Source organism: Campylobacter concisus, from assembly GCF_902460895.1.
In the GTDB taxonomy this organism is placed as follows: domain Bacteria; phylum Campylobacterota; class Campylobacteria; order Campylobacterales; family Campylobacteraceae; genus Campylobacter_A; species Campylobacter_A concisus_BC.
The window spans coordinates 88,879-110,996 of the sequence record NZ_CABPVL010000002.1 but is presented as its reverse complement, the minus strand read 5'-3'; the positions used below and the strand labels follow the sequence as shown (position 1 = coordinate 110,996).

General features: G+C 39.9%; 20 protein-coding genes, 1 tRNA gene and 1 pseudogene. 4 read left to right on the top strand and 18 right to left on the bottom strand.

The window, feature by feature from the left end; genetic code table 11:
• A pseudogene (locus tag F3G98_RS01755) lies at positions 1-185 on the top strand (phosphoenolpyruvate carboxykinase (ATP)); the annotation flags it as partial.
• A 153-nt stretch (positions 186-338) separates the two neighbouring features.
• On the opposite strand, the gene pckA reads toward F3G98_RS01755, so the two are convergent.
• The 7 genes from pckA to F3G98_RS01720 form a co-directional block, all read right to left on the bottom strand.
• A complete protein-coding gene (gene pckA, locus F3G98_RS01750; RefSeq protein WP_180999490.1) occupies positions 339-1,913 on the bottom strand; it encodes a phosphoenolpyruvate carboxykinase (ATP) in 1,575 nt (524 codons plus the stop codon).
• 103 nt (positions 1,914-2,016) lie between these two features.
• Positions 2,017-3,819, bottom strand: coding sequence for a biotin/lipoyl-containing protein (locus F3G98_RS01745; RefSeq protein WP_103608331.1), 1,803 nt, complete (start codon positions 3,817-3,819; stop codon positions 2,017-2,019).
• A 122-nt stretch (positions 3,820-3,941) separates the two neighbouring features.
• On the bottom strand, positions 3,942-5,330 hold the full coding sequence (locus F3G98_RS01740) for a TRAP transporter large permease (protein WP_103608332.1): 1,389 nt from the start codon (positions 5,328-5,330) through the stop codon (positions 3,942-3,944).
• Positions 5,318-5,839, bottom strand: a complete 522-nt coding sequence (locus F3G98_RS01735) for a TRAP transporter small permease subunit (protein WP_103608333.1) — start codon at positions 5,837-5,839, stop codon at positions 5,318-5,320. The genes F3G98_RS01740 and F3G98_RS01735 overlap by 13 nt, the downstream gene beginning before the upstream one ends.
• Positions 5,832-7,184, bottom strand: a complete 1,353-nt coding sequence (locus F3G98_RS01730) for a sodium-dependent transporter (protein WP_004317243.1) — start codon at positions 7,182-7,184, stop codon at positions 5,832-5,834. Before F3G98_RS01730 ends, F3G98_RS01735 begins: the two co-directional genes overlap by 8 nt.
• Before the next feature lies 1 nt (position 7,185).
• Positions 7,186-8,517, bottom strand: a complete 1,332-nt coding sequence (locus tag F3G98_RS01725; protein ID WP_103608334.1) for a sodium-dependent transporter — start codon at positions 8,515-8,517, stop codon at positions 7,186-7,188.
• Positions 8,517-9,863 carry a sodium-dependent transporter gene (locus tag F3G98_RS01720; protein WP_103608335.1) on the bottom strand — a complete coding sequence of 449 codons (1,347 nt, stop codon included), beginning with the start codon at positions 9,861-9,863 and terminating at the stop codon, positions 8,517-8,519. Before F3G98_RS01720 ends, F3G98_RS01725 begins: the two co-directional genes overlap by 1 nt.
• A gap of 206 nt (positions 9,864-10,069) precedes the next feature.
• Between F3G98_RS01720 and F3G98_RS01715 the strand changes: the two genes are divergently transcribed.
• From F3G98_RS01715 to F3G98_RS01705, 3 genes are all read left to right on the top strand, one after another.
• Positions 10,070-10,372 carry a F0F1 ATP synthase subunit C gene (locus tag F3G98_RS01715; RefSeq protein ID WP_004317263.1) on the top strand — a complete coding sequence of 101 codons (303 nt, stop codon included), beginning with the start codon at positions 10,070-10,072 and terminating at the stop codon, positions 10,370-10,372.
• Between the two features lie 48 nt (positions 10,373-10,420).
• A tRNA-Leu gene (locus F3G98_RS01710) sits at positions 10,421-10,505 on the top strand.
• Positions 10,506-10,565: 60 nt separating this feature from the next.
• Positions 10,566-11,429, top strand: coding sequence for a VIT1/CCC1 transporter family protein (locus tag F3G98_RS01705; RefSeq protein WP_103597324.1), 864 nt, complete (start codon positions 10,566-10,568; stop codon positions 11,427-11,429).
• Here the strand turns inward: F3G98_RS01705 and ribD are convergent.
• The 11 genes from ribD to pgp6 all read right to left on the bottom strand — a co-directional run bounded on the left by ribD (position 11,426) and on the right by pgp6 (position 22,059).
• Positions 11,426-12,487: a bifunctional diaminohydroxyphosphoribosylaminopyrimidine deaminase/5-amino-6-(5-phosphoribosylamino)uracil reductase RibD gene (ribD, locus tag F3G98_RS01700; protein WP_103597323.1), complete on the bottom strand. Its 1,062-nt coding sequence runs from the start codon at positions 12,485-12,487 to the stop codon at positions 11,426-11,428. The two genes, F3G98_RS01705 and ribD, sit on opposite strands and share 4 nt — an antisense overlap.
• Positions 12,488-12,502: 15 nt before the next feature.
• Complete coding sequence (locus F3G98_RS01695) at positions 12,503-13,054, bottom strand: hypothetical protein (protein ID WP_103597322.1); 552 nt, start codon at positions 13,052-13,054, stop codon at positions 12,503-12,505.
• A gap of 11 nt (positions 13,055-13,065) precedes the next feature.
• Positions 13,066-14,715: a formate--tetrahydrofolate ligase gene (locus F3G98_RS01690; RefSeq protein ID WP_103597321.1), complete on the bottom strand. Its 1,650-nt coding sequence runs from the start codon at positions 14,713-14,715 to the stop codon at positions 13,066-13,068.
• 1 nt (position 14,716) lies between these two features.
• Positions 14,717-15,133, bottom strand: coding sequence for a ribosome maturation factor RimP (rimP, locus tag F3G98_RS01685; protein ID WP_103608336.1), 417 nt, complete (start codon positions 15,131-15,133; stop codon positions 14,717-14,719).
• Positions 15,126-15,491 carry a 30S ribosome-binding factor RbfA gene (gene rbfA / locus F3G98_RS01680; RefSeq protein WP_004317240.1) on the bottom strand — a complete coding sequence of 122 codons (366 nt, stop codon included), beginning with the start codon at positions 15,489-15,491 and terminating at the stop codon, positions 15,126-15,128. Before rbfA ends, rimP begins: the two co-directional genes overlap by 8 nt.
• A complete protein-coding gene (gene infB, locus F3G98_RS01675; RefSeq protein ID WP_103608337.1) occupies positions 15,488-18,145 on the bottom strand; it encodes a translation initiation factor IF-2 in 2,658 nt (885 codons plus the stop codon). The genes rbfA and infB overlap by 4 nt, the downstream gene beginning before the upstream one ends.
• The gene (locus tag F3G98_RS01670; RefSeq protein ID WP_021085774.1) at positions 18,132-18,386 is read right to left on the bottom strand and encodes a YlxR family protein; all 255 of its coding nucleotides are present in this window, start codon (positions 18,384-18,386) and stop codon (positions 18,132-18,134) included. The genes infB and F3G98_RS01670 overlap by 14 nt, the downstream gene beginning before the upstream one ends.
• A gap of 21 nt (positions 18,387-18,407) precedes the next feature.
• Complete coding sequence (thrB, locus tag F3G98_RS01665) at positions 18,408-19,292, bottom strand: homoserine kinase (RefSeq protein WP_103598956.1); 885 nt, start codon at positions 19,290-19,292, stop codon at positions 18,408-18,410.
• Between the two features lie 8 nt (positions 19,293-19,300).
• A complete protein-coding gene (locus F3G98_RS01660) occupies positions 19,301-19,663 on the bottom strand; it encodes a glycoprotease (protein WP_087582679.1) in 363 nt (120 codons plus the stop codon).
• An 80-nt stretch (positions 19,664-19,743) separates the two neighbouring features.
• Positions 19,744-20,628: a UDP-3-O-acyl-N-acetylglucosamine deacetylase gene (lpxC, locus tag F3G98_RS01655; protein WP_103608338.1), complete on the bottom strand. Its 885-nt coding sequence runs from the start codon at positions 20,626-20,628 to the stop codon at positions 19,744-19,746.
• Between the two features lie 60 nt (positions 20,629-20,688).
• A complete protein-coding gene (gene pgp6, locus F3G98_RS01650; RefSeq protein WP_004317224.1) occupies positions 20,689-22,059 on the bottom strand; it encodes a peptidoglycan metallopeptidase Pgp6 in 1,371 nt (456 codons plus the stop codon).
• Positions 22,060-22,118: the final 59 nt, after the last annotated feature.

The window sequence follows — 22,118 nt, the reverse complement described above, 5'->3', positions numbered from 1 at the left end:
CACTTCACCCAACCGTCTATGCAAAACTGCTTGGCGAGAAGATCGATAAACACGGCGTTAATGTCTATCTTGTAAATACAGGCTGGAGCGGCGGTGCTTACGGCGTTGGTAAGCGCATGAGTATAAAAGCAACTCGTGCTTGCATAAATGCGATCTTAGACGGCAGTATCACAAAAAGCAAATTTTATAGTGAAATCTAGAAAATATCTTTAAATTTGGTTGGGGCATTTTTGCAAAAAGTTTAAAAATTAAATTTAAAAGTGAGCTACGTTTTTACTATTTAAAAGTTTAAATTTAAAAAGCCTTGTAGGCAAAATACCCACAAGGCTATAAAATTTTTAAGCTTTTGGACCAGCTTTGGCGTATTCAACGCCCTCTTTTACATCTTCATAACGTTTGAAATTTTCAACAAACATTTTAGCAAGCTTGTCGCGTGAAGCGTTATACTGAGCTGAATTTGCCCATGTGTTTATAGGATTTAGCAGTTTTGTCTCAACGCCACCTAGCTCTTTTGGGATAGCGAAGTTAAATTTATCAAAATTTTCAAATTCGCATTTTGTGATACTGCCGTCTAAGATCGCATTTATGCAAGCACGAGTTGCTTTTATACTCATGCGCTTACCAACGCCGTAAGCACCGCCGCTCCAGCCTGTATTTACAAGATAGACATTAACGCCGTGTTTATCGATCTTCTCGCCAAGCAGTTTTGCATAGACGGTTGGGTGAAGTGGCATAAATGGCTCGCCAAAGCAAGCGCTAAAAGTAGCTACAGGCTCAGTTATACCGCGCTCTGTGCCAGCAACTTTTGCTGTGTAGCCACTTAAGAAATAATACATCGCCTGCTCTTTTGTGAGCTTCGCAACTGGAGGAAGCACGCCAAAAGCGTCAGCGCTTAAAAAGATGATGTTTTTTGGATGGCCTGCGCTTGAGCTTGGCTCGTAGTTGTCGATGTGATAGATCGGATAGCTCACGCGTGTGTTTTCAGTCTTTGAGCCATCTTTATAATCAACCACGCCATTTTCGTCAGCCACTACGTTTTCAAGTAGCGCGTCACGCCTGATCGCTGCGTAAATTTCTGGCTCGCTACTTGGATCAAGGTTGATACATTTTGCGTAGCAGCCGCCCTCAAAGTTAAACACGCCATCATCGTCCCAGCCGTGCTCGTCATCGCCTATTAGTTTGCGTTTTGGATCGGTTGAAAGTGTCGTTTTACCAGTGCCAGATAGACCAAAAAATAGCGCCGTATCACCCTTCTCGCCTACGTTTGCAGAGCAGTGCATGCTTAGCTTGCCCTCAAGTGGCAACCAGTAGTTCATCATAGAAAAAATGCCCTTTTTCATCTCGCCGCCATACCATGTGCCACCGATTACCGCGACATTTTCCTCGACATTAAAGATGACAAAAACCTCTGAATTTAGCCCATCAGCCTTGTAATCCTCATTTTTTGTCTTGCAAGCGTTATATACTACAAAATCAGGCTCAAATTTAGCCAGCTCCGCTTCACTTGGGCGGATGAACATATTTTTTACAAAGTGCGCTTGCCACGCTACTTCGGTGACGAAACGAACTGATTTTTTGCTCTTTTTGCTAGCTCCACAAAATGCATCTTGGATGAAAATTTCTTTACCACTTAGCTGCTCTTTTGCTTTTTTAAGAAGCTTATCAAATAGCTCTTTTGTGATAGGCTGATTTATCTTACCCCAAGCGATGTATTTTTGGCTTGGGTCTTGCTTGACAAAGTACTTGTCTTTTGGGCTTCTGCCTGTAAAAATTCCAGTATCGACCATAAATGTGCCGTTACTTGAGACTCTGCCCTCGTTGTTTGCCTTTTCAAGCTCAAAAAGCTCGTCGTAGCTTAGATTGTGATTTATCTTTTTGATCTCTTTTAGACCTAGCTCGTCTAGCTTATTTATCATGTTGTTTCCTTTAAATTTCGTTTCTTTATAAATTTGACCTAAAAGTCATCAAAATGTTAATCAAATTTCGCTTAACACTATCTTTTTAAAAGTGGCAAATTTATTTAAATCTAGCCACCACTTGATTGTTCGCGACACTTTGACCTTTGCTAACCTCAATAGAGCCTATGATGCCATCTTTTGGGGCTTTGACCTCTATCTCCATCTTCATCGCTTCAAGCACGACTATGGCCTGACCTTTTTTGACATGATCTCCTGCGCTAACTAAAATTTTATGCACAGCGCCTGGCAAGCTTGCAACGATATCATTTTCTGTTGCGCCTGTTACTGCACTTTTGGCACTTTTTACGCTCTTGCCTTCAACTTCAGTGATTGATTTTACTTGGATACTGTCGTTAAAACCTTCGCTTACTTCAACGTTGTAGCGACTACCATTTACCACGACGCTATATCTGCCGCTTTGAGTTTGTCTGCCATCGTTTGCCTTGGTGTTTAGATCGATCTTTCTTACATTTACTTTGGCTTCGCCTTTTAAGAATGCGATGCCTTTTTCTTTACAAGCTGCTGCTATAAAGACGTTTTCTTCGGTAACCTTGATCTTGTTTTGTTTTAAAATTTCTTTTACATGCGCAAGTGACTTGCTCTCATCTTTATCAGCTATATCGACTGCGTGTTTTGTAGTTGGTTTTAGTCCTAGTTGCTCGCTAGCAAGCTTAATGATCTCTTTATCAGGCGTAACTGGAGTCTTGCCAAAGTAGCCAAGCACCATTTTACCGTATCCCTCAGCGATCTTTTTCCACTTGCCAAACATCACGTTGTTAAATGCTTGTTGGAAGTAAAACTGGCTAACAGGAGTTACTGAAGTGCCGTATCCGCCCTTTTGCACCACCTCGCGCATCGCAAGGATGACCTCTGGGAATTTATCTAAGATGTTGTTATCTCTCATCATCTGGGTATTTGCGGTGAGCGCGCCACCTGGCATCGGTGAAAACGGTATGAGTGGGCTTACTTGCACAGCTTCAGGCGGTAAGAAATACTCTTTTAAACAATCATTCAAAACGCTTTCATATTTTAAAATTTTCTCCACGTCAAGTCCGCCAAGATCGTAGTTTTTGCCTTTTACTGCGTGAAGCATGGTTAGGATATCTGGCTGACTAGTTCCGCCACTTACTGGGCTTGCGGCTAGATCTATGCCATCAACGCCAGCTTCAAGCGCTGCGAGGTAGCAAGCAACACTTACGCCTGCAGTTTCGTGTGTGTGAAGTCTGATATGAGTTTTTTCTGGGAGTAGTTTTCTAGCCATTTTTATGGTTTCATAGACCTTTTGTGGGCTACTTGTGCCGCTTGCGTCTTTAAAGCAAACGCTGTGATAAGGGATATTTGCATCTAAAATTTCTCTTAAAATTTTCTCATAAAATTTAACATCATGAGCTCCCACACAGCCACTAGGCAGATCCATCATAGTAACGACAACTTCGTGTTTTAGCCCGTGATGAGCGATCCTCTCGCCTGAATATTTTAAATTTTCAACATCATTTAGTGCGTCAAAATTTCTAATAGTAGTAGTTCCGTGTTTTTTGAAAAGTTTTGCGTGAAGGTCGATTAGCTCGCGGCTACCAGTGTCAAGGGTGACGGTATTTACGCCCCTACTTAGGGTTTGAAGGTTTGCTTTTGGTCCTACGATGCTTCTAAATTTATCCATCATCGCAAAAGCGTCTTCATTTAGGTAAAAATAAAGGCTTTGAAATCTCGCTCCTCCGCCAAATTCAAAATGCTCTATGCCAGCCTCTTTGGCTGCTTCAAGCGCGGGCAAAAAGTCGTTCATAAGCACTCTAGCGCCATAAACTGACTGAAAGCCATCTCTAAAGGTCGTATCCATAACATCGATAAATCTCTTTGCCATATTTCACCTCATTAAATTTATAAATTTACTAAAAAGCGGTCATAAAAAATGGCTAAATTTGATAGAAACTCAAATTAGCCATTTTGCTTGTTTTTGGTATTTTACAACCAAAAACTTTTATATCATTTAAAAAGTGAGAGTAAGAAGTTAAATAATCCGCCGTGGCTCGTATCAAGCATCGGCTTTATCTCCATCAAAAAGACGCAGAAAAAGACTAAAACTGCCACTTGGATGATGATGTAAGGCACCACGCCTTTATAAATAGCAGCTGTTTTTATCTCAGCAGGTGCGACTGATCTTAAGAAAAATAGACTAAATCCAAATGGCGGCGTCAAGAATGAAGTTTGTAAATTCATAGCAACTAAGATCGCTAGATAGACTGGGTTTATGCCTAGTTTTGCGGCGATTGGCACCAAGATAGGAAGCACGATATATGAAATTTCAACAAAATCGATAAAAAAGCCAAGCACAAAGATAACAGCCATACTAAAGATGATAAATCCCCACTTCTCGCCTGGTAAATTTGTCATGAAATTTTCAACTATCTCATCGCCTCCAGTGTAGCTAAAGACCATAGAAAAGGCAGTCGCACCAACAAGTATAGCAAAGACTAGAGCTGTCGTTTTTACGCTCTCAGCCAAAGCCTCTTTCATCATAGAAAATGAAAATGTCCTATAAAATATTGCTAAGATGATAGCGCCAACGCAGCCAAATGCTGAGCTTTCGGTCGGTGTAGCGATACCTGCAAAAATGGATCCTAGCACACAAATAACTAGCAAAAGTGGCGGAAAGATCGCAATTAGCGCTCTAACGATCTGCTTAAATTTACTAACGCCACTCTCGTCTTTTACCACAGGAGCGACCTCTGGCTTAAGATAAGCAACTATCAAAATATAAACTATATAAACCCCAACTAGCGTGAATCCTGGCACAATGGCTTGGTGAAAAAGCTCGCCAACTGGCACTGAGAAGATGTCGCCCAAGATGATAAGCACGATAGAAGGCGGGATGATCTGACCAAGCGTACCAGCAGCGCATATCGTGCCACATCCTAGGGATTGGTCGTATTTATACTTTAGCATTACAGGCAAGCTTATAACGCCCATAGCAACAACGCTAGCACCTACAACACCAGTTGAAGCAGCCAAAAGCGCTCCAACTAAGATAGTACTTATCGCGATACCGCCTCTGATTTCTCCAAATAGCATACCCATGCTCTCAAGTAGTCTCTCGGCTAGCTTTGACTTTTGAAGCACGACACCCATAAAGACAAAGAGTGGAACTGCTATGAAAATTCTACTCTCCATGATAGAGAAAATTCTATATGGCATGAAGTTAAACATATCTTTAAATACCTCTATACTGCCAAGTAGTCCATCGCCATCGCTAAGGCTCTCTACGACGCTGCCAACCATGCCAAATATCATCGCAACCGCACCAAAGGTAAATGCCACTGGAAAGCCAATGCCAAGCATCAATAGCGCGGCTATAAACATTATTAATCCCGCCATATTTTCTCCTTACTAGCTTTCTTGTAGCGATTTAAATTTTTTATAAAAAAGCCGATCGCAAAAAATACAAGCACATAAAATGAAAAAGGGATCATCGCTTTTATGATCCATCTATGGGTAAGACCGCCTGGATCTGCGCTAGCTTCTGCTGAACTATAAGCATCTCCTACAAATCCAAATGATAAATTTGAAACCAAAAGCGCAAATGGTATGACAAAAAATACAGTACCAAGCATATTTACAAGGGCTTTTTGTCTTTCTGAAAATTTAGCATAAAAGATATCAACTCTGACGTGCGCGTCCTCTTTTAGAGCATAACTCATGCCAAGCAGAAATATCACAGCAAAAAAGTGCCACTCAAGCTCCTGAAATGCAACGTTGCCGTAAGAGAAAAAGTATCTTGCCACAACGTTAAAAAATACGTCTATTATCATCAAAGCCATAATAAACATACAAATATAGCCGACTATATCGCCAGCCTTATCGAAAAATCTCTCAATCTTATCCATTAAAAACCTTTAATAGTTCATTTATCATGATAATGAGCACACAAACTGGCGCTACATATCTTAGTAAAAAATACCATGCGTTAAATACAAAATCACTCATATATGGGCTAAATAGCACATATAAAGCATCTCTTTTCATAAAATATCCTACAAATATCGCCCCACCGATGCCGCTAATTGGTAGCAAAATATTTGAAGCGGTAAAGTCTAGGAAGTCAAAGAAATTTTTGCCAAAGAGCATAAATTTATCGCCAACATTTTCTATATTTGACAAAAGGCATAAAAATCCCACTATGAAAATCCCAGCTCCAACTATGCTAAGAGCCTTTCTTCTACTCATGCCATACTCTCTGATCAAGAAAAATACAAATGGTTCAACTATAGAGATCGCTGAAGTGATACCAGCAAAGATAAGTGCAGCAAAAAATGCCACCGCTAAAATTTGACCTATCACACCAAGCTTAGCAAATAGCGTTGGCAGTGAGATAAAGACAAGTCCTGGTCCTTGAGACGGAGTAGCTCCAAATTCAAATATAAAGGTAAAAATAACAAGACCTATCATAATAGCAAGTGCGATATTTATAAAGACGATACTTAGCGTTGAAGTGGCTAAATTTGTATCATCACTTAAGCTAGCTGAATAGGTAATGATCGCTGCCATGCCAAGAGATAGTGTCCAAAATGCAAGTCCAAGAGCTAGCAAGAGCGAGTTAAATGAAATTTTACTAAAGTCAGGGATGAGCAAAAACTCGGCTGATTTAGAAAAGCCATCCATCGTCATAGAAAATATAAGCATAATTAAAACCATGATAAATAGGCTTGGCATCATCCAAACATTTAGCTTCTCTATGCCGCTTTTTACGCCTTTTGAAAGGATGTAAAAGCAAGCTGCAAATGCTATAACAAAATAAAGCGTCTGCTCTCCAAGACCATGCGTCAAAAGATCGTTAAATATCACTTTTGAGCTATCTATATCACTTGGCAAGCCAGAAAAAGATAGGACAAAATACTTAAACACCCAGCCTATTATCACGATGTAATATGACGAGATGATAGCTGCTGTAACCATGGCTAAAATTCCAACCAGCTGCCATAAATTTTTATTTTTAGCTGCCAGCTTTCTAAAAGCATTGACACTGTCACTCTCGCTAAGCTTGCCGATACTAAGCTCTGCCATAAAGATAGGCACGCCGACTAGAAAAGTTATCAAAAGATATAGGATAATAAACGCCGAACCGCCGTTTTCACCAACCATGTATGGAAATTTCCATGCATTGCCAAGTCCGACAGCCGATCCAGCGACTGCTAGGACATAGCCTATTTTAGAAAATTGTTCTTTTGCCATATTATGAGATCTCCCTTATTAACACCACCAGAACTAAAAGTGGAGCCACAAATCTAATTAAAAAATACCAAATTTTAAATACAACCTTGCCCATATAAGGCACAAATAGCTCTTTTAAAAGCTCAAATTTCATAAAGTAGCCAACAAAGATAGCAAACAAGATACCACCAAGTGGGAGCATGATATTTGAGCTAAGGTAATCAAGCAGGTCAAAAAAGCTCTTACCAAAAAATGTAAGTGCATCTTTAAATTCGCTTGTGCCACTTAACGCACATAAAATTCCTAAAATATAAACCACGCAAGCGACGATTAGGATCGATTTGTTTCTACTAAAATTTAGGCTTTTGCTTAAGAAAAATATAAATGGCTCAACCATCGAGATAACCGAGGTGATGCCAGCAAAAAATAGTGATATAAAAAATGTAAATGCCAAGAAATTTCCAAGCAATCCAAGCTTAGCAAATAGCGTCGGTAGCGAGATGAAAGCAAGCCCTGCGCCTTTTGATGGCTCTGAGCCAAACTCAAATGTAAATGTAAATACGATAAGGCCGATGATGACGCTTATTATGATATTTGCAAAGACGACATAGAGCGAAGAGGTAAATAAATTTGTATCATCGCTTAGACTTGATGAGTAAGTAAGTATGCAGCCAATGCCAACGCACATCGTAAAAAAAGCAAGTCCAAGAGCGTTTAAAACAGCTGCTTGATCTATCTTTGAAAAATCAGGCACTAGTAGAAATTTAGCCGCTTTATCAAAGCCCTCCATGCCAAAAGAGTAGCCAAGCATAAGCAAAAGCAAGATAAAAAGAGCTGGTATGAGATAGACATTTATGCGCTCGATACCACTTTTTACACCCTTTGTAAGGATGAAAAAGTAGGCAAAAAATGCGATGCTAAAGTATAAAATTTGTTCATTTATGCCATTTGAAGTGAAATTTACAAAAAGCGTCTCTGAGCTTGCCATATCTTTAGGTAGCTCGCTAAGACTTAAAATGACGTATTTTAAAACCCAGCCAATGATGAGCGTGTAAAACGAAGCGATAAATAGCCCAGTCACCATGATAACACCGGCAAATTTCCAAGAATTTGCCCCTTTTGTAGCTAAACTTTTAAACGCTCCAACCGTATCAAGACGTGAAATTTTGCCCATCGCCATCTCAGCAAAAAATATGCTAAGACCAACAGCAAAGGCAAAAAATAGATATATAAGGATAAATGCCGAACCGCCGTTACTGCCGACCATGTATGGAAATTTCCACGCATTACCAAGGCCGATAGCCGCTCCAATTATCGATAAGACAAAGCCAATTTTACTAAATCTCTCTGCCATTATTTACCTGCCATCTGGTAGATCATTATCGCACAAATGGCAACTGGCACGACATATCTTAAAAAAAAGTACCAAATTTCAAAAAACGCTCTTCCCATAAAATCGCCAAAGAGCAGATATAAACTCTCTTTTTTAAGTTTATAACCAACAAAAAAGCTAAATACGATAGCGCCTATTGGCATCATGATATTTGATGTGAGAAAGTCAAGCGCGTCAAAAAATGGCTTACCGCAAACGCTAAAAGCACTTGAAGTGTCTGAATAATATGAAAGTATGCAAAAGATGCCCAAGATATAGACAAAGGCGCCGATGTAAAGAAGCGCCATCTTTCTTGAAATTTCAAATTTCCTAACCAAATAATAAGCAAAAGGCTCGATCATCGAAACCGCGCTCGTGATACCAGCAAACAAGAGTGATACGAAAAATGCGACCGCCATAACGTTGCCAACGATGCCAAGCTTTGCAAAAAGCGTGACAAGCGAGATAAAGATAAGGCCTGGACCACTTGCCGTGCTATCAGCCCCATAAGCAAATATAAATGTAAATACGACAAGCCCCATCATAATACCTATTAAGATATTTATAAAGATGATAGAGAGTGTTGATTTTATTAAATTTGTCTTCTCAGGTAAATTTGCAGCATATGTCGGTATGACGCCAACGCCCATAGATAGCGAGAAAAACGCAAGGCCTAGAGCCTGCAAGATAACATCTGGCGTGATCGCACTAAAATTTGGTACAAATAAAAATTTAGCCGCCTTAACAAAACCATCTCCCATGCTAAGCGCGTAAAAAAGCATGCAAACCAGCAAGACAAAAAGGCTTGGCATCATCCATATATTTAGCTTTTCGATGCCACTTTTTACGCCTTTTGAAACGGCAAAAAATACCATTAAAAAAACCAAACTAAAGCAAAGCACGGCACTGCTTAGGTCATTTGATAAAAGTGTGTTAAACTGCTCGCCTGCCGCTTTTGAGTCAGATAAAAGTGGCGAAAAACTAAGATAGATATACTTTAATATCCAGCCAATAACAACCATATAAAATGAAGCTATAAGTATCGCGCCGATCATGAAAAAGCCAGAGAGCGACCACGCTTTTTTATTTTTTGGAGCGAGCTTGTAAAGAGAGCTTACGATGTCGCTTTCGCCAAGCTTGCCGATGCTAAGCTCCGCTAAAAATGCCACAAAAGCGATAGCAAATGTAAGAAGCAAGTATAAAATTATAAATGCCGAACCGCCGTTATTTCCCACCATTGTAGGAAATTTCCAGGCATTACCAAGACCCACAGCAGAACCAGCCATCGCAAGAACAAAGCCTATCTTTGAAAATTTTTCGTTTATCATTGAAAACCTAAGATTAAGAATAAATTAAATTCTTTCAAAGATAGCATAAAAAAACTTTCATTTTTCTAAGCCAAGAATTTTTTATAGGCAATTTAAATTTTTAGTGTTTTTATTTGAAACAAAGTTTTGTTTTTGTAATATTACGGCTCATAAAGTTTAAGTAGGGGACAGATCCGAAAGAGCTTTAAAATTTTAAAGGAGCAACGATGAAAAAGATCGTGTTTTTAATTCTTGGTCTTGCTGCATTTGCATTTGGCGCTGACGGCGAGATGATCAGATCATATTCAGTTATCGCTGGCGGTATCGGCCTTGGCCTTGCAGCTCTTGGTGGTGCTATAGGTATGGGTAACACAGCTGCTGCAACTATCAGCGGAACAGCTAGAAACCCAGGTGTAGGTAGCAAACTTATGACTACAATGTTTATCGCTCTTGCGATGATCGAAGCACAAGTTATCTACGCACTTGTTATTACACTTATCGTTCTTTACGCAAACCCAATGCTTGGCTAAGCGTAAAGCTTAAATTTAGCCCCTCTTTTGGGGCTTTTGTTCTTTTTTGCGATCATGGTGGAATTGGTAGACACGCTATCTTGAGGGGGTAGTGCCATTAGGTGTGCGAGTTCGAGTCTCGCTGATCGCACCATCTTATCTCTCTTTCTAAATCAAAATCTTAAATTTCTAAGCTATAAAAAAGGAAAATTTTGTGTTAGATAAAAAACGTGCCTTAAAACAATTACAAAACGAAGCAGACGATGTTGCTATATACTCACTTCTAGAAGCTAGCGAAAAAGTCGAAGAGAACAAAAAGGTACTTCGAAAATTAATCGCAGAAGAGAGACGCCACTATGCTTTTTGTCAAAAGATAACTGGCGAGAGCAGAAGTGCAAATTTATTCAAAGTCATTTTCTATACGATACTTGTTAAAATTTTTGGCACCTCTTTTACTCTAAAATTTATGGAGTCACGCGAAGAAAATGCAGAGAAATTTTATCTTGACATAGTAGATGAATATCCTGAAGCTCGTGATATTTACGAAGAGGAGATGAACCACGAAAATAGTCTAATCTCCATGTTAAAAGACACAAAACTCGTAAATGCTGGTGGCATCGTGCTTGGCATGAATGATGCTTTAGTTGAGCTAACAGGCACACTTAGCGGCATCGCGCTTGCTTTTTCAAATACAAAATCAGTTGGCGCAACAGGCCTTATCATGGGCGTAGCAGCTGCACTCTCTATGGCTGGCTCAGCATATCTCGAGTCAAAAGAGAATCCAAGCGACGAGATCAAACCGCTTACCTACTCGCTTTACACAGGCGGTTCATACATCATAACAACGGCATTTTTAATACTTCCATTTTTCATCTTTACAAGCGGTCTTTACGCCGTCTTGTCGATGTTTTTCTTTGCGCTGGTTGCTATCATCACTTACAACTTTTATATAAGCGTGGCAAAAGAGCTTAAATTTTTACCAAGAGTGATTGAGATGTGCGTGATAACTTTTGGCGTTGCGATCATATCTTTTGGCATCGGCTTTTTAGTTAAACACTATTTTGGACTAGATATTTAATCCAAAATTTCATACCAAGTGTAGCTATCGTCCCCAAAATTCCCACTAAAAAGTGGTTTTAAATTTAGATCAAGACTCAAATTTTCACCAATTTTGAAATTTGAGCTTTGATAGATAAGTAGCCACTTTACATTTGCTAGTTTGCCCTCTTTTGCAAGTTTTAAAAACTCACCTGCTCCTTCAAACATGCTAAGACCTTTTAGATCAAGCTCTTTTTGAATGCTAACTTTGCGATCCGGCACGCTAAAAAGTGGCAATGTTTCATCAAATTTATCGCCTCTTGAGTAGATTATGACATCTGGGTTTTTGCCATTTTTTATAAGTCTGGTATCGAGCCTTGGTCGATCTGTCCGCACTGTGTTGCCACCGATTATTAACGTATCTATGACGCTTCTAAGTTTATGCACATGCGTGCGGCTAAGCTCATTTGTGATGATGCCACCACTTGCCACGCCGTTTTTACTAAGAGCTATTTTTAAAAAGCTAAATCCACCATTTTGATAAGCCAAAAATGGCTCAAGTAGCTTATCGCAGCGCTCTTTTAAAACGCCAAATTTAACTTTCACTCCAGCACTTTGAAGCAAATTTCCACCGCCACTTGCTATTTTATTTTCATCGTGGCTGCCAATTATCACATCGCTAAAGCCAAGCTCTTTTAGCAAATTTGCACAAGGTGGCGTTTTACCGTGATGCGAGCAAGGCTCAAGCGTGACATAAGCTTTTGCATTTTTTAGTAAATTTGAGTGGTTGTTTAGTATAAATTTATAGGTAAATTTTGGCTCTAAAAGGCCAAATTCGCCCTCTTTTATATTGGAGCTAAATTTAGCATTATATGCTTTTATAAAATCATCTTTAAATTTTTCACTTTTTTTGCAAAGCGCAAAGAGTATCGCTGTCGGTTCAGCGTGTAAATATCCAGCCTTTTCATGAGCTTTGCAAGATAAAATTTGCCCATTTTCATCAAGGATAAGGCATCCAACGGCTGGATTTGGGTAGGTCAGGATCTGAAATTTCCAAGCCTCGCTTAAAGCAAGACCCATGTAAAATTCGTCGTTCATCTTAGCAGACTATATTTATTTTCCTATATCTTTTATCTCATCAACAAGAGTTTTTGAGATCAAGTCGATATCGGTTGGCTCATCCTGTGCATCCCACCTAAATGCAGCAATCTCCGCCAAAACAGCTATCTCTTTAAAATAGCTATATTTTGTCGTAGAGACTGGTATAGCATAAGAGACCAATAGCCTATCTGCGTTATCATAAATTTTCACGCTGTAGCTAAAGTGAGGCTTGTTTAACGCCTTGCCACCCCAGTTAAACCATCTTTCATAATCCATTTGTATTTTTATCTTAAAGCTATTTTCGTCTCCTAAAATGCCCTGCTTTTTTAGATGTTTGTTTATAAATTCCACAAATTCATCACGAAGTTCGCTTTCATTTTTATAGTTAGGATTGTATTCGTATCTAGTTGGTTGATTTGTCAATGTCAGGTTAAAATCACTAACAATGTATTTAGCCACGCCTTTTTGTATCGGCGTTGGCTCAACATTATATTTATATCTTCCCGCGCATCCAACAAAGAAAGCACCTAAAACTATTAAAAATAGTATTTTTACAAATTTCATATTTTCTAAATTTACGACAAGCCGTCAATCTTGCCGTTGGCATCTATCCTCATATTGACCGCAGCCGGCACTTTTGGAAGTCCAGGCATTAGCATGATCTTACCGCAAACTGCGACGATAAAGCCAGCTCCAGTTCTAATGTCAAGGTCTTTTACACTAAAAGTAAAGCCCTTTGCTCTACCCAAAAGCTTCGCATCGTCACTAAATGAATACTGAGTTTTTGCGATACAAACTGGCAAATGGCTCAATTTTAGCTCTTTTATCATCTCAAGCTTTTTAAGAGCAGCCTCTTCAAAGACCACCTCGCCAGCTCCATAAATTTCCTTAGCGACCTTTTCTATTTTAGTTTTCGTATCGTCACTCATCTCGTAGGTGAAATTTATCTTGCTTGGCTTATCGCACGCCTTTAAAACTAGCTCGGCAAGCTCAAGCGCACCTTTGCCGCCTTTTAAGAAATTCTCGCAAACTGCTACTTCTACGCCAAGCTCACGGCAGTACTCTTTTACGAAATTTATCTCTTCATCAGTGTCAAAGCCAAATTTATTAAGCGCCACAACTACGTTTTGACCAAATTTGACTTTTAAATTTTCGATGTGGCCGCCAAGGTTTTCTATGCCTTTTTTAAGGGCATTCATGTCTGGTTTTGTGATCTCGTCTTTATTTGCTTCGCCGTTATATTTTAGCGATCTGATCGTGCTTACAAGCACCACAGCGCTTGGTTTAATCTCAGCAACCCTGCACTTTATATCTAAAAATTTCTCCGCGCCAAGCTCCGAGCCAAAGCCAGCTTCAGTTATGACGTAGTCAGCTAAATTTAGAGCCGTTTTTGTTGCGATGACAGAGTTGCAGCCGTGTGCGATGTTTGCAAATGGACCACCATGCACGAGTGTAGGTGTGCGCTCTAGTGTTTGAAATAAATTTGGCTTGATCGCATCTTTTAAAAGTATGCAAACAGCGTCTTGGCAACCTAGATCACGCACGTAGATAGGCTTTTTATCGCTATCGTAAGCAACCATGATGTTTGCTACGCGCTCTTTTAGATCTGATAAGCTTGTTGCTAGACAAAGTACAGCCATGATCTCGCTTGCGGCGGTGATATTAAAGCCATCTTCTCTTGGCACGCCGTCCGTTTTGCCACCCTGACCCACAGTGATAAATCTAAGCGCGCGGTCGTTCATATCCATACAGCGCTTCCATAAAATTTTCTCGATTTTTAGTGGGTTTTCTTGATAGAGGCTATTATCTATCATCGCTGAAATGAGGTTATTTGCCGAAGTTATCGCGTGAAAATCGCCAGTGAAGTGTAAATTTAGATCCTCCATAGGTGCAAGCTGCGAGTAGCCGCCACCTGCTGCTCCACCCTTTATGCCAAAAACTGGTCCCAAAGATGGCTCGCGAAGTGCTAGGCAGACCTTTTTATTAAGTGAATTTAGTGCGTCGGCTAGGCCGATCGACATAGTCGTTTTGCCTTCGCCGTATGGGGTTGGATTAGTCGCGGTGACTAAGATGAGCTTTGAGTTTGATGGCTCAAGCCTTGGAGAAATTTTAGCCTTAAATTTGCCGTAAAGCTCAAGCTCGTCTTCGTTTAAGCCTAGTTTTGCGGCAACTTTACTGATGTGTTCAAGTTTCGTTTGGTGAGTTATCTCGATGTCGCTTAGCATTTTACCACTCCAAATATGTTTTTGCTTTTTTTATCTCACTGATGTTGATCTCAAAAATTCCCTCTTCGTTTTCTACTGCGATGTTCTCTTCGTCCGCTTTTACAAGCCTTCCTGCAAATTTCTCAGCCTCGGTTTGAACTTTAACTAGCTCGCCAACACTCGCTTTAAAGTGTGAAGGCTTGCTAAGCTTTCTCTCAAGGCCAGGCGAGCTAACCTCAAGGTTATAATCCCCACTAACTGGCGGTGTCACGTCAAAGATAGGCGAGAGCAGACGGCTCACTTTTTCGCAGTCATCAAGGCTCACTCCGCCATTTTTTGTAATGTAAACTCTAAAAATAGCCCTGCCATTTTCATTTGCGATCTCGCTGTCGTAAAGCTCAACGCCGCATTCGCGTACTAGTTTGTCTAAATTATCCATTTTTGTTTAAATCCTTTGAAATTTTATCAAACAACTTATCCATATGGTTTTGATACTCTAATCTATCGTCAAATTTAAAGTGAAAATTTGGACATCTATACCAGCCCTCAGCTGCCATGCAGTGGTTTTGCAAATGCCTGCAAACGCGCTTTAAATGCCCCAAAATATACTCTTGCTCGCGCTCATCAAACATCATCTTGTCAAGATAGACAAAAGCGTCGTATCTGCCCTTTTTGCACTCGACGTCAGTGACGCAAAGTCCCTTTAAAATGCTATCTTCAAGAGTGGCTAGAGCCTCTGGTATGAGCTCTTTTAGCACACTCTCTGTTCTCATACGCTTTATTTCGTTAGCGTTCATAGAGTAGCTTTCTCCTTGACTTCTTTGAAGCTTTCAATGTAGTCATTTTCTCTGATGTCGTTGAAATTTTCGATACCAACGCCACACTCGTAGCCTTTAGCAACCTCTTTGACGTCATCTTTGAAGCGTTTTAGTGAGCTTACTAAGCCCTCATAAACGACCACACCTTCTCTAATAAGGCGAATTTTTGCCCCTCTGTTTATCGTGCCCTCAGTGACGATACATCCAGCGATAGTGCCAACTTTTGGCACATGGATCACTTGGCGAACCTGAGCTTGACCAAGCTGCTCTTCTCTGATGATAGGTGACATTAGTCCGCCTAAAATCGCCTTCACGTCGTCGATTAGATTATAAATAACATTGTAAGTTTTTATCTCGACGCCGCTCTCTTTTGCTTTTTCTTTTATCTCGCCAGTTGGTCTTATGTTAAAGCCAAGTATGATACAGTCGTTACTTGCGCTTGCAAGTGCAACGTCGCTTTGCGTGATACCGCCAACGCCTGAGTGGATCACATTTACTCTGATCTCGTCATTTGCTAGTTTTTCTAGGCTTGCTTTTAACGCTTCAAGTGAGCCGCCAACGTCAGCTTTGATGATGACTGGAAGTGTTTTTAGCTCACCCTCAGCGATCTTAGCGCTAAGCTCATCGATACTAACCTTTGTACTCTTGCTAAGCTCTTTTTGGCGGATATATTCAGCCTTTTTCTGTGCATACTCACGAGCCTCTTTATCAGTTTTTACGCCTATTAGCGTCTCGCCAGCCTCTGCTATCTCGCTAAGACCCACTATCACGCCACATTCGCCTGGTTTTATCTCTTTTAATAGCCTACCCTGATCATCAAGCAAGCTTCTTATCTTACCGTATGCAACGCCTGCTACGACGGTGTCTCCGACATGAAGCGTGCCGTTTTCAACGATGATGGTAGCTACTGGACCACGGCCCTTTTGAAGTGAGCTCTCGATGACAGTAGCCTTTGCGTTTGCCTTTGGATTTGCCTTTAGCTCCAAAAGATCAGCTTGTAAAAGCACGATCTCAAGTAGATCATCTATGCCCATACCTGTTTTTGCAGAGATCGGCACAAATTCATACTTGCCACCCCACTCTGTTGGCATGATATCAAGCTCAGCAAGACCAGTTTTTACTAGATCTGGATTTGCTGACTCTTTATCCATTTTGTTTATAGCGATGATTATTGGCACACCAGCGGCTTTTGCATGACTGACCGCCTCTTTTGTCTGTGGTTTTACGCCGTCATCTGCTGCAACAACTATGATAACTATATCAGTTACACCAGCACCCCTTGCACGCATAGCTGTAAATGCCTCGTGACCTGGAGTGTCGATAAATGTGATGTTTCTGCCATTTTTATTTACCATATAAGCGCCCACGTGCTGAGTGATGCCACCAGCCTCGCCTGCTGCTACGCGAGACTTTCTTATGTAGTCAAGTAGCGAGGTTTTACCGTGGTCTACGTGACCCATGATGGTTATAACTGGCGCTCTTGGCTGGAGATTTTCATCGTCTTTTATCTCCTCTTCGTAGGCTGCTACATAGTCAAATTCTTTTTGATCGTCGATGATATTTACCTCGACGTTAAACTCATCAGCCAAAATTTCTATCGCATCTTCATCCAAAAAGTCATTTTTAGTTGTCATCATACCAAGCATAAATAGCTTACCTATGACCTCGCTAGGCTGTTTGTTTAGCTTTTCAGCAAATTCATAAACGCGAATTTCTTTTGGGATATTTATCGATGTTACAGCTTCGCTATTTTGTTTATTTTCAGGCTTTTTGTGTTTTTTTCTAGCTCTTCTTTGTATGCCGCCCTCGCCAAATGAATTTATCGTGTTATTGACGGTTGTTTTCATCGCATTTGGCTGTTTTGTCCTTTGCATCGGAGCTGGAGCTGGGGTTTTAAAGCTAAAATCGGGTAGCACCACCACATCTTCATCTTCAAGCACGATGTCGCCAAAGTCGCTTCCACCAAGCAAGTCCATCTTCTCAGCGCTATCTTTTTTACTTACAACTGTTACTTTTTTCTCTTTTTTCTTTTTTCTAGCCAAATTTTCATCGCTAGCAGAGAACATACTCTTAAAATCACTAATATTAGTTACAGCCGCCTCAGCCTTTTTCTCCTCCTTTACAGGAGCTGACGCCTCGTAATCTTTTTTCTTTTTAACTATCACAAGGCCGCGTCTTTTTTGGGTCACATCAGCCAAGCTCTCTTTTGGTTTTGGTGCTTCTGCTGGCTTTTGCTCGACCTTTATGGGCTCTTCTTTTTTAGGCTCAGCTTTAGGTTTTTCTTCTGAAATTTGCACCTCTTTTTTAGGCTCTACTTTTGCCTTTTCAGGCTTTGGCTCAGCCTTAGTAGCTGCCTTTTTAGGCTCAGTTTTAGGTTTTTCTTCTTTTTTTGCTGGCTCTTTTTCTGTCTCTTTTTTAGGCTCTTTTTTTGCCTTTGGCTCGCTCTTTTTCTTTTTAAATTTATCTGGTATTACGCCAGTTTGAACGTATTCATATATTGCTTCAGCCTCTTCAAGGCTCACAGCATTTGAGTGAGTTTTGACCTTTAGGCCTAGTTCTTGAGCTTTTTCGACTATCTCTTTACTTGGGTAGCCAAGCTCATTTGCGATCTCTGAAATCCTAACATTGCTCATTTAAGAGTATCTCCTTTAACTTCGGTGCGTCAAGTCCGAGGGCACCTTTAGTTTGTTTATCAATTATTTTTTTTAAAATTTTGTCGTCTTTTTGCAAACAGCCATCACACAGATAGAAACTGCGACCATTTCCTTTGCCGCACTCCAAATTCTTGCCTACCAAGCGGTATCTTTTTAGCAAGTTTTGAGAAAATTTGACTTTGCAAGCGACGCATGTCCTTACTGGATTATTTTTATTCATTATACCTTTTTAAACTTGTTTTTAGCTTTGCGTGATTTCGTATCCATCGTTATCAAATGAAAAAATTTCCACTCTAAAATCACCAAATTTACTCTTTAAAACATCTTGTAAATTTTTAGCATCATCTTTGTAAGCGATGTTTAAAAAGCTTGAGCCTGAGCCTGAAAGTGTGCTCATTAGCGCGCCGTTTTCATAAGCTACTTTTCGCACTTCAAAAAGCTCTTTTAAAGCGCTCATTCTGCGCTCTTCGTGCATCATATCTTCACTTGCTATCCTCAAAAGATCATACCTTTTTTCATAAAAACAAGATGTCAAAAATGCAGCGTGAGAGAGGTTATTTACACACTCTTTCATGGTGTAGTTTTTTGGCAAAATTTGCCTTGATGATGCCGTGCTCATCGGCTTATTTGGGATGACGACGACTGCTTTTATGTCATCGCTTAAATTTATTTTATTTGCATAAACATTGCCGTTTTTTACGATAGCACTGATAAATCCTCCGTGAACTGCTGGCGAGATATTGTCCGGGTGGGTTTCATAGATGATCGCTTTATTTAAAACGACGCTTTTGCTAGCCTTAAACCCAGCCATCTCGTAAGCTGAAGCGATAGCACCAACGATCACTGCAGAGCTGCTGCCAAGCCCTCTTGAAAATGGGATATTGTTTTCAAAAACGACTCTAAAATTTTCATTTTTCCCAGTTAGCTCTAAAAAAATTTCATTAAAAATGCTTAGAAAAATGTTGTTTCTCTTTAAATTTGTGCTATCACTTCCCTCGCCATTTATCGAAACTGAGCTAAATTTAGATGGTTCGATCTTTACGCTATTAAAAAGCTTTAAACTAAGTCCTAAAGCGTCAAAACCAGGTCCTAAATTTGCACTCGTAGCAGGGATTAAGATATTCAAATTTTCTCCTAAACAGCTTGGATGATATAATTTGGAAGTGTATCTGAATTTAGTTTTAATTCATCTAAATTTAAAGGCAACACAAATCTCACTGGCTCAACTTTTTCAAGTGAAATTTCGCCATTTTTTAAGACAAAACTTAAATTTTTATTTGCTCTGATCGCTTGGCCGCCGTTTAGACTAAAGCCACTTACTGCGTAAAATTCACAGCCCTTTGCCAAAGAAAAAGTCTTTAAGATAACGTAGGCCACCTTTAGCCCCATGAAGCTACCTGGCGTGTTTGCGTAGATAATCTTTGTGATGTTAAATTTAGAGGATAAATTTTCTAGGATTTTTATCAAGGCTTCGCTGACATGCTCGTCAGTTGTGATCTCATCAAATTTTACGCCATCTTTATAGACTCCAACTAAAAGCGGAGTCGATAAAGAGACTACTAAAATTTCAATATTTTTTATGCAAATACCTTTTGATACTCTTTTAAAAGCTCGCCACTAAGCGTTGCGATCTCATAATTTTTCTCATCTGCCATTAAAGCAAGTGTTAGTTTGTGATTTAGATCGTGGCTGCCCGCAAATGCTGTGTAGTCACCTAGTAAAGGTGCTCCAAGCAAGCTCAAATCGCCAACTGCGTCTAAAATTTTATGCCTTACAAACTCATTTTCAAATCTCAAACCCTCTGGGTTTAAAATATGCGTATCATCGATAGCCACGGCGTTATCAAGTGATGCACCAAGGGCTAAATTTTGAGCTTGAAGGCGTTGCAAATCTTTTAAAAAGCCAAAAGTTCTAGCGCGAGCGATATTTTTTACAAATGAGCTCTTGCTAAATTCAAAAACATATCTTTGCTCGCCGATAACTGGGTGGTCAAATTTGATCGTATAGTCAAATTTTGGATTTCTTGAAGGCAAAGTTCGCACAAATTTTGACCCCTCAACCACCTCAACCTCGCGGCGGACAAGGATGACTTTTTTACCAGCGTCAAGATGTCTTATACCAGCTTCATCAAGCAACATGCAAAAGCTTATCGCACTGCCGTCCATGACAGGAATTTCGTTTGCATCAACTGAAATTCTAATATTATCAATGCCGTATCCATTTACAGCTGCCATTAGGTGCTCTATCGTGCTGATAAAGCCCTTTTCGTTGCCAACGACGGTTGCCATTTGCGTATTTATAACGTTTTTAGGCTCGGCTTTAAAACTAATACCAAGATCTTCGCGGTGCAAAATAATACCTGAATTTGCATCAAGAGGTTCTAGTATAAGTCTTATCGGCTCACCCTTATGAAGCCCTATACCAACGGTCTCAACGCGTCTTGCGATAGTAGTTTGTTTCAAAAATTTTCCTTATATTTTTTTGTTCGCTTATGATAGCACTAAAAAATCAAATTTGCAAATTTAATTCTTATCTATCATCGCCTTTGCGGCATCTAAGACACTTGTCACATTGTCTTTTATCCACTTTTTATCCATCCATTGTTGAGGCCTTACCTCTTCGCCTTGGACCAAAATTCCAAAGTGAAGGTGATCTCCAAGCGCAAGACCGCTCGTTCCAGTTGTGCCTATTTGATCGCCAGCAGCAACCATGTCGCCCTCTTTTACCTTCGCACTTGAGCAGTGTCCATAGAGCGAATAAAGTCCAAATCCATGATCGATCACAATGTTTAAACCATAAATTCCATTCTCAGATGCTAGCACAACGCGGCCCGCATTGCTAGCTATTATCGGAGCTGATGCCACGCTTGCAAAATCTATACCCATGTGCCATGACTCACTTACTTGCTCGTTATTATATGTATAGAAGCGGTGATCGGCAAAGTCAGCTACTTTTTTGCCATTTCTAAGCGGGTAAAATGGGATGATATTAAAGCCGTTTGTGATGTCAGTATCGACGTTTGAAGTAAGTGCTGTTATCTTCTCTTCGTTTGAATTTCTTAGTGTTTCATTGACAAATTTCATCTTCTCAAGCCTTGAAAGAGCGTTTGGATCTTTGGCGTATTGATCTGTTAGATCAACGATCTTTCCGTCCAAAAATCTATCATTTAAAGCAATGGTTGAAGTTTTGTATTTTACATTTTCATAAAAATATCTCACGTGAGACTTGCTCTCGTTACCTGCAAAGTCTCTTGCGATGACCTCAGCGCTAAAGTTTTCAACCTGCACTGGCCAAGCAACAAGTGCTGCGTAAAAGCCCTCTTTGTAAAATGGCACGGCCTTAAATTTCTTACCAAAATTTGTCTGGACATAGACCTCTTTTAGCTGATTATCAGTCGCTCTAAAGACAACAACAGCGCTACCGCCTTTTGAGATAGAGTAAGACTGAGAAAGCACGTAAAGATCAGGCTTAGAGGTGTCAAGCACGACTTCAACTTTTTTGCTTGCTTTATTGCCTGTAAAAAAGCCCCATTTGCTAGTATCAACCGCTTCTATGCTCATCTCATAAGTATCTTTTTGAGCGAAAAAGCCAGTCTTTGGAAAGGTTAAATTTACATCAAGCTCAGTGCTTGGATTTTGTATGATTTGATTTAGTAAATTTAGATCATTTTTGCCGTCATTTATGCTAATGCGCACAAATTTTATGCCGCTGTCATCTTTAAATTTGATATTCATAGGCGAGCGAAGGTTCCAATAAACCTTATCAGCAACGCCGATAATTGGCTCGTTTCGCTCAAAGTCTTTCGACATCAAAGCATAGCCAAAACCACCAGCTAATATCAAAACAAGTAAAACTACAACAATACCAAAACCGCCTATTCCACGTCTATACATATATTATTACCTTAAATTTTATTTGCGAAATTTTACATTTAATCAATAAATTTTTAGTT